Annotated in this window: 11 protein-coding genes; 3 read left to right on the top strand and 8 right to left on the bottom strand. The window is 65.4% G+C overall.

Going from position 1 to position 11,915, the window contains the following annotated elements:
* Positions 1 to 4 precede the first annotated feature (4 nt).
* From HWX53_RS14395 to HWX53_RS14380, 4 genes are all read right to left on the bottom strand, one after another.
* The gene (locus HWX53_RS14395; protein ID WP_175941883.1) at positions 5 to 442 is read right to left on the bottom strand and encodes a polymer-forming cytoskeletal protein; all 438 of its coding nucleotides are present in this window, start codon (positions 440 to 442) and stop codon (positions 5 to 7) included.
* A gap of 75 nt (positions 443 to 517) precedes the next feature.
* Positions 518 to 874: a hypothetical protein gene (locus tag HWX53_RS14390; protein ID WP_175941881.1), complete on the bottom strand. Its 357-nt coding sequence runs from the start codon at positions 872 to 874 to the stop codon at positions 518 to 520.
* Positions 861 to 1,841, bottom strand: coding sequence for a M23 family metallopeptidase (locus HWX53_RS14385; protein WP_175941879.1), 981 nt, complete (start codon positions 1,839 to 1,841; stop codon positions 861 to 863). The genes HWX53_RS14390 and HWX53_RS14385 overlap by 14 nt, the downstream gene beginning before the upstream one ends.
* A gap of 308 nt (positions 1,842 to 2,149) precedes the next feature.
* The gene (locus HWX53_RS14380; protein ID WP_175941877.1) at positions 2,150 to 3,112 is read right to left on the bottom strand and encodes a LysR family transcriptional regulator; all 963 of its coding nucleotides are present in this window, start codon (positions 3,110 to 3,112) and stop codon (positions 2,150 to 2,152) included.
* 208 nt (positions 3,113 to 3,320) lie between these two features.
* Between HWX53_RS14380 and HWX53_RS14375 the strand changes: the two genes are divergently transcribed.
* From HWX53_RS14375 to HWX53_RS14365, 3 genes are all read left to right on the top strand, one after another.
* A complete protein-coding gene (locus tag HWX53_RS14375; protein ID WP_175941875.1) occupies positions 3,321 to 4,865 on the top strand; it encodes a CoA-acylating methylmalonate-semialdehyde dehydrogenase in 1,545 nt (514 codons plus the stop codon).
* Positions 4,866 to 4,885: 20 nt separating this feature from the next.
* Positions 4,886 to 5,773: a 3-hydroxyisobutyrate dehydrogenase gene (gene mmsB, locus HWX53_RS14370; protein ID WP_175941873.1), complete on the top strand. Its 888-nt coding sequence runs from the start codon at positions 4,886 to 4,888 to the stop codon at positions 5,771 to 5,773.
* A gap of 261 nt (positions 5,774 to 6,034) precedes the next feature.
* Positions 6,035 to 6,391 (top strand): hypothetical protein, encoded by a 357-nt coding sequence (locus HWX53_RS14365; RefSeq protein ID WP_175941871.1) that lies wholly within the window; start codon positions 6,035 to 6,037, stop codon positions 6,389 to 6,391.
* 74 nt (positions 6,392 to 6,465) lie between these two features.
* Here the strand turns inward: HWX53_RS14365 and HWX53_RS14360 are convergent, their stop codons facing one another.
* The 4 genes from HWX53_RS14360 to glgC all read right to left on the bottom strand — a co-directional run bounded on the left by HWX53_RS14360 (position 6,466) and on the right by glgC (position 11,597).
* Positions 6,466 to 7,902 (bottom strand): dihydrolipoyl dehydrogenase, encoded by a 1,437-nt coding sequence (locus tag HWX53_RS14360; RefSeq protein ID WP_175941869.1) that lies wholly within the window; start codon positions 7,900 to 7,902, stop codon positions 6,466 to 6,468.
* A 7-nt stretch (positions 7,903 to 7,909) separates the two neighbouring features.
* Complete coding sequence (locus tag HWX53_RS14355; protein WP_175941867.1) at positions 7,910 to 8,710, bottom strand: SDR family oxidoreductase; 801 nt, start codon at positions 8,708 to 8,710, stop codon at positions 7,910 to 7,912.
* Positions 8,711 to 8,780: 70 nt separating this feature from the next.
* Entirely contained in the window at positions 8,781 to 10,244 is a 1,464-nt protein-coding gene (glgA, locus tag HWX53_RS14350) for a glycogen synthase GlgA (protein WP_175941865.1), read from the bottom strand.
* A gap of 78 nt (positions 10,245 to 10,322) precedes the next feature.
* The gene (gene glgC, locus HWX53_RS14345) at positions 10,323 to 11,597 is read right to left on the bottom strand and encodes a glucose-1-phosphate adenylyltransferase (RefSeq protein ID WP_175941863.1); all 1,275 of its coding nucleotides are present in this window, start codon (positions 11,595 to 11,597) and stop codon (positions 10,323 to 10,325) included.
* Between the last annotated feature and the right edge of the window lie 318 nt (positions 11,598 to 11,915).

The raw sequence follows: 11,915 nt of genomic DNA, 5'->3' as shown, positions 1-11,915 counted from the left end.
GCGTTCAGCTTGCCGTATAGTCGAGCTGCGGCACGACTTCCGCGGCGGGCAGCGCAGGTACGTTCGACTGCATCGCGTCGAGCTTGGTCAGCTTGCCTTCGACTGTCGCGCCGACGTCCATGCGCAGCTTCTGGTAGTAGATGTTGCCGTGCACATGCGCGTTCGACTGCAGCTCGACGAAATGCGCGACCGTCACGTCGCCGACCACGCGGCCGTTGATGATGACGTCGTAGGCGCTGACGTTGCCGTGAATCGCGCCCTGATCGCTCACGACGAGCAGCGATTCGTCGCCGGCGCGGCCGGTGACGTTGCCGGTCACCTGACCGTCCATGCGCAGTCCTTCGCTGAATTCGAGGTCGCCCGAAATATGGACATTCTGCGCGATCAGGGTGGAGAGCTTGGCCGGCTTGACGCCTTGCGAATCTTTCTTCGATGAGAACATGGCGGTTCCTTGCGATGCGGTAAAGGGTGGCTTCCTACGATCACGCGCCATTGCGTGCTCGGTCGGTCGGATGAATCAGCGTTGCTTCTTCAAAAAGGCGATATCGGTTTGCAGCCGCTCGATCTGCGCGGCGCTTTGCATGGCGCGCTGTTCGAGCGCGGCGCGCGCTGCCGTCTGCTGTTCCAGCGCCAACTGCGCATGAGCCAGTTCTTCGCGCAGCTTTTGCTCGGAGACGGGCGGTGCGCAGAGCACGTCGAGCTTGCGCGCCTGTTCGTGCGAGGTCTTGAGCGCGTAGCCGGCCGCGACGAGCGCGCCGATCGCGCAGATGGCCGCGATCACGCCGGGGATATACGCGGTGCTGCGCTTGGGCGTGAGCGCATAGGAATGTTGGGTCAGCTTCAGCGAGACCCGCTTCGAATCAGCCTTGCGCATTGGGTTTCTGCCTGAAGAGCATGAGATAAGGCTTCGGATTGAGCTGCGCGCCGCCCACGATCACTTCGAAGTGCAGATGCGGCCCGGTCGAGCGTCCCGTCGAGCCGACTTCGGCGATCTCGTCGCCCGGCATCACGTACTGGCCTTCGGTCACGAGAATGCGCGACGCGTGGCCGTAGCGCGTCACCGTGCCGTTGCCGTGGCGGATATCCACCGCGTTGCCGTAGCCGTTGCGCTCGCCCGCCTGAATGACGCGCCCGCCCGCGCTCGCGAGAATCGGCGTGCCGGTCGGCGCGACGAGATCGAGCCCCGGATGGAAGCTCACGTGTCCGGTGAACGGATCGATGCGGTTGCCGTAAGGCGAGCCGAAGTGCGAGCCGGGCGCGGGATCGCGGCCGGGAAACGCCATGTACGCGGTGTAATGCGCAATCGCCTGGCCTTGCAACTGCGAGAGCGTGTCGCTCAGGCAGCCGATGACCTTCTGAGCGTTCTTGAGTCGCTGCGAAGGCGTGCCATCCTGCGCACGCTCCGCGTTGCAAAGACGCGGCGGCAGTTCCGGACCGCCCGCGCCGTCGAGCGCGCTGGCGGCGCCTTCGCTGTCGGGCAGCGGCGGCACGTCGTGGACGCCGGCGGCCGTCCTTGCGCCGGGCGCGGCCTTCAGCCGGTTATCGAAATCGCGCAACTCGCCGACCTGAGCCGCGAGCGCCGCGACGCGCGGCACGAGCGCGCCGATGTCCGCGTCGATGCGCCCGAGCTGCTCGATCTCATAGGAACGGCGCGACACGAACGCCTGCTCTTCGCCGAGATGACTACGCGCGAACGTCGTGCCGATGGCGATGCCGAGCGCGAGCGCGGCGATCAGAAGCGCGATCAGTCCGATAACGGCGATGGTGCGAGCCGTGCGCGCTTCGACGAAGCGCACGCGCTGGCTCGACACGGAGCGTCTTGACCAGATGACGAACGACATCAGCGAACGGCGTGCAGTGAGCCGGCGCGCGCGTCCGGACGGGGTTGAATTAGGAGAAAGCTCAATCGATTCACGGAGATAGCAACGCCGCGACGGACGACGCGATAAAGCGGGCCGGCAGCGGGCCGGCGATTATGCCGCACGGTGCCCGGCGCGCCGACAGTTCGTCGGGATGGCGAATCAAATTAATACGAATCCGGCGGATGATGCCGATTGCCGATGCGTGAACGCATCGGCGGAAAGCGGCCATTAAACCACTTGGGCGCGCGAACAACGTCAAAAAGGTTGAACCTATCTCGAAAGTATGTTCAGGATGACTTGATGTCGACCCAGCCGATCTCGGGCGCGTCACCCATGAGGAACGCGTGGTTCAGCTCGGCGGCGGCGCGCAGGTAGTCCCAGACGGCGGTGATGCGCCTCAGCCGGCGCAAGTCTTCGCGACACGACAGAAAGAACGCGCGCGTCACGACGATCTCTTCCGGCAGCACGGGCACGAGCCGCGCGTCGGGCGACGCCATGAAGCACGGCAGAATGGCGAGCGCGCGTCCCTGCAACGCGGCGTGATACTGCGCGATCGCGCTCGTGCTGCGCCAGCGCGACACCGCGCCCGGTACCGCGCGCTCCAGATACAGCAGTTCGTGACTGAACGCGAGGTCGTCGATATAGCTCGCGAAGCGGTGCTCGCGCAGATCGTCCTTCGCGCGAATCGGTGCGTGGGCGTCGAGATAGCCGGGCGTCGCGTACAGCTTCAGGCGATAGTCGCAGAGCTTGGTGTAGACGTATTGGCCTTGCTCGGGGCGTTCGAGCGTCACCGCGATATCCGCCTCCCGCTTCGAGAGGCTCACGAAATGCGGCACCGGCAACAGGTCGATGGAGATGTTCGGATGCGCGTCCTGAAACCGCGCGAGATGCGGCGCGAGAAAGAAGCAGCCGAAGCCTTCCGTTGACCCGACCCGCACGTGGCCCGACAGCGCGTGCCCCGTGTTGGCGATCTGCTCGGCGGCGGACTGCACCGTGGTTTCCATTGCATCGACGAAGCCGAGCAATCGCTGGCCCTCCGCGGTCAGCACGAAGCCGCCGCTGCGCGACTTGTCGAAGAGCAGCGTGCCGAGCGCGTCTTCGAGCGCGCGCACGCGCCGCGCGACCGTCGTGTAATCGACGCCCAGGCGCTTGGCCGCGCCGCTCGCGCGCTGCGTGCGCGCTACTTCAAGGAAATAGCGCAGGTCGTCCCAGTTCAGTTTCGCGGCGTCGAACTTCGGGCCTTTTTGCATATCGGTCGGGTGTTTTTCTAGTGCCAGGGCGGACTTTTGCATAACTATACTCAAAGGCACGAGCCTGCCGAATAGTGCCGGATAGTGCTGAATAGCGGGCCGAGACCTATAACGGAGACGACATGCCTTTCCCCTCGACGCTTTGTCCGCGTCACGCCCGCGCGTCTTCGCTCCTTTCTCCGCACTGTTCCAATCGAAGGAGTCATCCGTGAATATCGTTGCTGAACATCCGGCGCAGGGTGCGCGCCCCGGCGCGTCCGTGCGCACCGCCAAACTGCTGATCGACGGCGCGTTCGTCGAATCGACAACGGGCGAATGGCGGGACATCGTCAATCCGGCGACGCAGGAAATAGTCGGCCGCGTGCCGTTCGCGACGGCGGACGAGGTGAACGCCGCCGTCGCCGCCGCGCAGAAGGCGTTCGAGACGTGGCGCACGACGCCGCTCGGCACGCGCATGCGGCTCATGCTTCGCTTTCAGGACCTGATTCGCCAGAACATGAAGCGCATCGCGCAGACGCTGACCGCCGAGCAGGGCAAGACGCTCGCGGACGCGGAAGGCGATATCTTCCGCGGCCTCGAAGTGGTGGAACACGCGTGCGGCATCGGCACGCTGCAAATGGGCGAGTTCGCGGAGAACGTCGCGGGCGGCGTCGACACGTACACGCTGCGCCAGCCGATCGGCGTATGCGCCGGCATCACGCCGTTCAATTTCCCCGCGATGATCCCGCTCTGGATGTTCCCGATGGCGATCGTGTGCGGCAACACCTTCGTGCTGAAGCCGTCCGAACAAGACCCGCTTTCGACGATGGAGCTGGTCGAACTGGCGATGGAAGCGGGCGTGCCGCCGGGCGTGCTCAACGTCGTGCATGGCGGCAAAGAGGTGGTCGATGCGCTCTGCACGCATCCGGATATCAAGGCGGTGTCGTTCGTCGGCTCGACGGCGGTCGGCACGCACGTCTACAACCTCGCAAGCCAGCACGGCAAGCGCGTCCAGTCGATGATGGGCGCGAAGAACCACGCCGTCGTGCTCCCGGACGCGAACAAGGAGCAGACGCTCAACGCGCTGGCCGGCGCGGGCTTCGGCGCGGCGGGGCAGCGTTGCATGGCGACGTCGGTGGTCGTGCTGGTGGGCGCGTCGAAGGACTGGCTGCCGGATCTCGTCGAACGGGCGCGGTCGCTGAAGGTGAACGCGGGCACGGAGCCGGGCGCGGACCTCGGGCCGGTCGTGTCGCGCGCGGCGAAGGAGCGGATTCTCGGCATGATCGCGAAAGGCGTGGAAGAGGGCGCGACGCTCGCGCTCGACGGCCGCGATATCACCGTGACCGGCTACGAGAACGGCAACTTCATCGGCCCGACCATTTTCTCGGACGTGAGCACCGACATGGCCATCTACCAGACGGAGATTTTCGGGCCGGTGCTGTGCGTGCTGGAAGCGGCCACGCTCGATGACGCCATCGCGCTCGTCAACCGCAATCCGATGGGCAACGGCGTCGGTCTCTTCACGCAGAGCGGGGCGGCGGCGCGCAAGTTCCAGAGCGAGATCGACATCGGACAAGTGGGCATCAACATTCCGATTCCGGTGCCGGTGCCGTCGTTCAGCTTCACTGGGTCGCGCGGCTCGAAGCTCGGCGATCTGGGGCCGTACGGCAAGCAGGTCGTGCAGTTCTACACGCAGACGAAGACAGTTACGGCGCGCTGGTTCGACGACGCCACCGTGAACGACGGCGTCAACACGACCATCTCGCTCCGATAACAACGACAAGGAGACACGCGATGCGAATCGGTTTTATCGGACTCGGTCACATGGGCGGCCCGATGGCCGCGAATCTGCTGAAGGCGGGTCACGCGGTGACGGCTTTCGATCTGTCGCCGCCCGCGCTCGACGCGGCCGAGGCGGCGGGCGCGGCGCTCGCGAATTCGCCGCGCAGGGCGTCCGAAGGCGCGGAAGTCGTCATCACGATGCTGCCCGCCGCGCCGCACGTCAAAGCCGTCTATCTGAACGACGACGGCGTGCTCGCAGGCGTCAGCGCGGGCGTGCCGCTCATCGACAGCAGCACGATCGATCCAGCCACCGCGAAGCTCATCGGAGAGGCCGCGGCGGCGCACGGCAATCCGTTCGCGGATGCGCCGGTGTCGGGCGGCGTCGTCGGCGCGCAGGCGGGCACGCTCACGTTCATGGTCGGCGCGGACGAGGCGCTCTTCGAAACGCTGCGGCCGGTGCTCTCGGGCATGGGCAAGAACATGGTGCGCTGCGGCGAGACGGGCACCGGACAGATCGCGAAGATCTGCAACAACCTCTTGCTCGGCATTTCGATGATCGGCGTCGCCGAAGCGATGAAGCTCGGCGAAACGCTCGGCATCGATCCTTCGAAGCTGGCTGCGATCATCAACACGTCGACGGGGCGCTGCTGGAGCTCGGATACGTGTAATCCCTATCCGGGTATTGTCGAGACAGCGCCGGCATCGCGCAGTTATAGCGGCGGCTTCGGCGCAGACCTGATGCTCAAGGATCTCGGCCTCGCCGTGGATGCGGCGCGCGGCGCAAAGCAGCCTGTTTTCATGGGCGCAATTGCGCAGCAACTCTATCAATCGATGAGTCAGCAAGGTCTCGGCGGACTCGATTTTTCAGGCATCATCAAGCTATACGGCAAGCATGAGTGAGCGGATTCGGCACGCACGTGCGTGCCGAATCTGAGAGCCGGAATAACTGCTTTATTAAGTTGCACTGCACAATGCTTCGCGCTGCGGCTTATTGGGCGGAGTCATCGGGATTACGATGATTCGCTTTCCAAAAAAATGTCCTATTCTGAAAGCACGACGCGCGTGTGCCGTTCAGTTCCACACCAGGAGAAACGGTGTCGCGCGCGCCTCCGATGCAGGCGACGAGCCCGGTCTTTCGGGCGATCAGATGAGGAGCACGCGATGCAAGTTACACGTCATTTCAATATGGAACTCCGGCATGCCACGATGCCGACTTACGTAGCCAGCTATTTCTTTCCGTTGCTGCTTTTGGCATACGAAGCCTGGCGAGTGGGATCCTGGGTTGCGGTGAACGGCTTCAACTTCATGAACTTCAATGCGATGGGCTACGAGTTCGCGTTGATGATCGCCGTGTTCGCCATGCAGGTCATCGTGGAAATCGCGTTCCTCGCGGGGGCCGTGCTGACGCGCCATAAAGATGTCGGCCACCGGCTGGCGAATCTGCTGCTCGGGCTGTTCTGCTCGATGGTCGTGCTCGGCTTCGACCTTGCGCTGCAATATGGGCTGAGCGGAAGCTGATCGGCGTAGTCGTTATCGCCAGAAAGAAGGCCGGCTTTGACGCCGGCCTTTTTCGTTTTGCGAGTGACGTCATACTAGCAGCCCGCCGCGCTCGCGAGGTTTGGCGGCTTGGCGGCGCGTTCGGCGTACCACTTGTTGCTGGCGTCGCGCAACGCAGTGCGCAAGCCTTCCTCGACGACCGGGTGATAGAACGGCAGCTTCAGCGCGTCGTCGAGCGTCAGTTCGAGCTGGATCGCCCAGGCGAGCAAATGGCCGACGTGCTCGAGCGCCGGGCCGCAGCCTTGCGCGCCGCGCAGTCGGCCGGTTTTGGCGTCGGCATAGATGTGCAGGAGGCCGCGATTTTGACGCATGACGCGGCTGCGTCCCTGCGTTTCGAACGACACCGCGCCCGTGACCGTCATCTGCTTGTCGAGCGATTCGTACGACGCGCCGACGATGACCACTTGCGGCTCGCAGAACACGATCGAGAACGGAATCTTGCGCTTCACCGGCTGCACGTCCGGGAAACGCGCGGCGTTTTCGCCGGCGAGCTTTCCTTCGTCGGCGGCGTCCTGCAGCCACGGACGCGTGCCGTCGCAGTCGCCGGCAAGGAAGATCGCGCTGTCGCCGCACTGCATCGTGGATTCGTCGAAGCGCGGCACGCCTTTTTCGTTTAGTTCGATGCCCGCGTGTTCCAGCGCGAGCGGCTTCAGATTCGGCGCGCGGCCCGTGGCGGCGAGCACGAGGTCGAACTGTTCGGTGCGCGTGGCGCCGTCGCGCGATTTGAAGCGCAGCGTCGGCCGGCCGTCTTGCAGCGACATATCTTCGATTTGGCCGTGCGGATCGAGATAGAACTCGTCGGCGAGCGCAGCCGTCAGCGCTTCGCGCACGGGCGTGTCGGAGAGCGCCGCCACGCTGCCGCCCTTGCCGAACATGAAGACTTCCACCGACAGTCTCGCGAGCGCCTGCCCCAATTCCAGCGAGAGCGGCCCGGTGCCGAACACGGCCATGCGCTTGGGCAGCGTGCGCAGTTCGAAGAGATCGTCGCTCGTGATGAGCTTGTCGCCGAAGACTTTGAGCTCGTCGGGCACGCTGGCCGCCGCGCCCGTCGCGATGACGACGCTTTTCGCCTCGACCCGCGTGCTTTCGCCGACGCGCAGACGCCCCGGCGCTTCGAAGCGCGCCTGTCCGCGCAGCAATGAGCCGTCCGGGAACGCGTCGATTTCCTCGACGATGCCGCGCACGAAGTGATCGCGCTCCCCGCGCACGTACTCCATGACGCGCGCCGAGTCGGCATCGAGGGCGTGCGTGCCTTCGATGCCGCGCGCCGCGAGCGAGCGGGCGTCGTGCAGGCCGTTCGCGGCGGCGAGCAGCAACTTCGACGGCATGCAGCCGACGCGCGCGCACGTCGTTCCGAGTTCGCCGCTTTCGATCAGCACTGCCTTCACGCCCGCATCGCGCGCCGCGCGAAACGCGGCCATGCCCGCCGTGCCCGCGCCGATCACGGCGACATCCACTTCGATCGTGTTCATAGGCGAATCAGCCGTTGTCGGCGAAGCCCGGATACAGCGTCATGCCCCCATCGACGAAGAGCGTCGTGCCGACGACGTAATCGCTGTCATCGGACGCGAGCCAGACGGCGGCGCGGCCGATGTCGTCCACCTCGCCGATCCGTCCGTACGGCACGAGTGTCAGCAGGCGGTCGAGCGCTTCCTTCGAATCCCACGCGTCCTGGTTGATCGGCGTGCGGATCGCGCCCGGTGCGATCGAATTGACGCGAATGCGCTGTGGCGCGACTTCCTGCGCGAGCGACTTCATCAGCATCTGAATGCCGCCCTTGGACGAAGCGTAGTTCACATGCCCCGCCCACGGAATGACTTCGTGCACCGAACTCATGCAGATGATCTTGCCGAGCGCCTTCGACACCGGCCGCGGCCCGCGCCGCACGAACTCGCGCACCGCGCGCTGCGCCGTAAGAAACTGCCCGGTCAGATTCGTGTCGATGACCTTGCGCCACTCGTCGAGCGTCATGTCGACGAACTTCGCGTCCTGCTGCAATCCCGAATTCGCGACGACGATATCCACCGTGCCGTAGCGCTTTACGACGGCGTCGAACATCTTGTCGACGGCGTTCTCGTCGGAGACGTCCGCGCCGACGGCGAACGCCTCGCCGCCGAGCGCGGCAATCTCGTCGGCCAGCTTTTCAGCCGGCTCCGCGTGTGAGTGATAGTTGATGGCGACGTGCGCGCCGGCGTCCGCCAGCGCCTTCGCGACGCCCGCGCCGATGCCGGAGCTGCCGCCGGTCACGAGCGCAATCTGGCCTGCGAGGGCTTTTTGCATGAGCCTTCCTGATGTCGGTTGATTCGATGTGAAGCCGCAGCAAGGTGCGCGCCCGACATGCGACGCATTCTCATGCGCCGACGAGTTGCCGGTAGACCTCGGCGTAACGTTGCGCCGCCGTCTCCCAGCCGAAATTCTGCGTCATCGCGCGCTTGACGACCGTCTTCCACTCGGTGCGCCGCGCCTTCAGCGCAAACGCACGGCGAATCGACGCGACCATGCCCGCGCGCTGGAATCGGTCGAAGACGAAGCCGGTGGCCGTGTCGTCGGCGAGATTTTCGAGCGAGCAATCGACGACCGTATCCGCCAGGCCGCCCACGCAATGCACGAGCGGCAACGAGCCGTAGGCGAGCGCGTACAACTGCGTGAGCCCGCAGGGTTCGAAGCGCGACGGCACCATCACGACGTCGCTGCCCGCGATGATCGAATGCGAGAGCGTTTCGTCGAAGCCCAGCTCGACCGCCACCGCGCCCGGATGCGCCGCCGCGGCGTTCTTGAGTCCAGTTTCGAGCGCCGGGTCGCCGGTGCCGAGCACGACGAGCTGCCCGCCGCGCTGCACGATCTCGGGCACCGCCGACAGCAGCAGATCGATGCCTTTCTGCTCGGTGAGCCGGCTGACGACGCCGAAGAGCAGCGCGTCGTCGTCGCGTTTGAGTCCCATGCGCTCCTGTAGCGCCGTCTTGCACTTGCTCTTGCCGGCGGGTTTCGCGGCGGTATAGCGGGTGGCGATCGCGTCGTCGATAGCGGGGCTCCAGATCGCATAGTCGACGCCGTTCAGAATGCCGCTGATGTCGTGCGTGCGCGTCTGCAGCAGGCCGTGCAGGCCCGCGCCCTGCGCTTGCGTCTGGATTTCGCGGGCGTAGGTCGGGCTGACAGTCGTGATGCGGTCCGCGTAGTACAGGCCGGCTTTGAGAAACGAAGTCTGGCCGTAGAACTCGACGCCTTCCACCGCGAAGAAATCGGCCGGCAATTGCAGCGCGCCGAATTGCGACGCGGGAAAGACGCCCTGATACGCCAGGTTGTGCACGGTCATGACGGTCGGCACGCGCGGCGAGCCGCCACGCTCGAACGCGCGCAGATACGCGGGCGCGAGGCCCGCGTGCCAGTCGTGCGCATGGACGATATGCGGCCGCCACGCGGGATCGGCGCCCGTCGCGATGCGCGCGGCGCTCCAGCCGAGCAGCGCGAAGCGGCGGTCGCTGTCGGCGTACGGCTTGTGCGACGCGTCCAGATACGGATTGCCCGGCCGATCATAGAACTGATCGGCCCGCACCACATAGACCACGACGCCGTGCGGCTGTAACACGCCGCGTTCGAGGCGCACGTCGCCGGCGCCGAACGCCGCGCCGAGGCTCGTCACCGGCTGGATATCGGAGAGCCCGGCGATCACGGCCGGAAAGCCGGGCAGCACGACGCGCACGTCCGCGCCGAGCTGCGATTGCGCGGGCGGCAGCGCGCCGACCACATCGGCGAGGCCGCCGGTTTTCAGAAGCGGAAACATCTCTGCTGCGACATGCAGCACGCATACGGTCATCGGCGCTCCCGTCGATTATGGTTGACTGCGTTATCGGGCGAGCGGCGCGCCCGCCCCCGGTCCGGCCTGGACTCGCGATCAGCGCTCGGCGAGCCGCGCGAGGGCATCGCGCGTGACGAGCGTGACGCCCGACTCGGTGCGGAAGAACCGCGCGGCGTCTTCTTCGGGATCCTCGCCGATCACGAGACCCTCGGGCACCGTGCAGCCGCGGTCGATCACCACGCGCTGCAAGCGGCAACTCGGTCCTACCGTCACTTGAGGCAACAAGACTGCCTCGTTGATGTTACAGAACGAGTGCACGCGCACCGCCGACGAAAACACCGACTTCGACACCTGCGAGCCGGAAATCACGCAGCCGCCGCAGACCAGCAGATTCGTGATCGCGCCTTGCTGACCGTTTAGGTCGCGCACGAACTTGCCGGGCGGCAACTGTTCCTGATTGGTCCAGATCGGCCATTTGCGGTCGTAGAGATCGAGTTGCGGAATCGTCGACGCGAGATCGAGATTGGCGGCCCAATAGGCATCGACGGTGCCGACATCGCGCCAGTAGGCGGGCGCGTTCGGATCGTTGTCGGACGTGACGCAGGACATGCCGAACGGATGCGCGATCGCCCGGCCGCTCGTCACGACGCGCGGAATGATGTCCTTGCCGAAATCGTGGTCCGTGCTCGACGCGGCGATGTTCTCTTCGAGCAGTTGATACAGATACTTCGCGCTGAACACGTAGATGCCCATGCTTGCGAGCGCGATGTCGGGCTTGCCGGGCATGGCGGGCGGATCGGCGGGCTTCTCCAGGAACGCGGTGACGCGGCGGTTCTGGTCGACGTGCATCACGCCGAAGGCCGTCGCTTCCATGCGCGGCACTTCGATGCAGCCGACCGTGCAGTCCGCGCCGCTCTCGACGTGGTCGAGCACCATGCGCGTGTAGTCCATCTTGTAGACGTGATCGCCCGCGAGCACGATGATGAATTCCGGCGCGATCGACCGGATGATGTCGAGGTTCTGGAACACGGCGTCGGCGGTGCCGCGATACCAGCTCGAATCGACGCGCTGCTGCGCCGGCCAGATGTCGATGAATTCGTTGAATTCGCCGCGCAGGAAACCCCAGCCGCGCTGAAGATGGCGCAACAGCGAATGCGCCTTGTACTGCGTGACCACCGCGATGCGGCGAATGCCCGAATTGAGGCAGTTGGACAGCGCGAAGTCGATGATGCGGTATTTGCCGCCGAAGTGGACGGCGGGTTTGACCCGCTTGTCCGTGAGCGGCCCGAGACGCGTGCCGCGACCGCCCGCGAGGACGATTGCGAGCGTGGACTTCTGCAAGTCGGTGCGATTCTTTGACGGCGTCTCCATGTCGGCTCCTGATTTTGACCTGCGTCTGTTGATGTCGTGTGGATGCTAGGCGGTGCTTCGATCCTCGAGGGTTTGGCGGCCGCTGCGTCGGGCGGTGCGCGCGTTGATGTTCGTAGCATTATCGGCGCGCGTTCGAATCCTGCGGGGCTGGCGTTCGAATTTTTGTTGCCGGCAGGCATTGGTCGTCGAGCGCACTGAGCAAGGCACATGCCAGAGCGCGTGTCGCGAAGCGCGGGGTGTGACGCGGCGGCGCTGTTGCATGCGCGCGACTGGACAAAATGCGGCGCCGCAATTTATAACGAGCACGCGATGCCGCGC

It is taken from the genome of Caballeronia sp. BCC1704 (assembly GCF_902833455.1).
Lineage (GTDB): Bacteria > Pseudomonadota > Gammaproteobacteria > Burkholderiales > Burkholderiaceae > Caballeronia.
The sequence above is the reverse complement of the archived record's forward strand: the minus strand, read 5'-3'. Positions and strand labels throughout refer to the sequence as shown.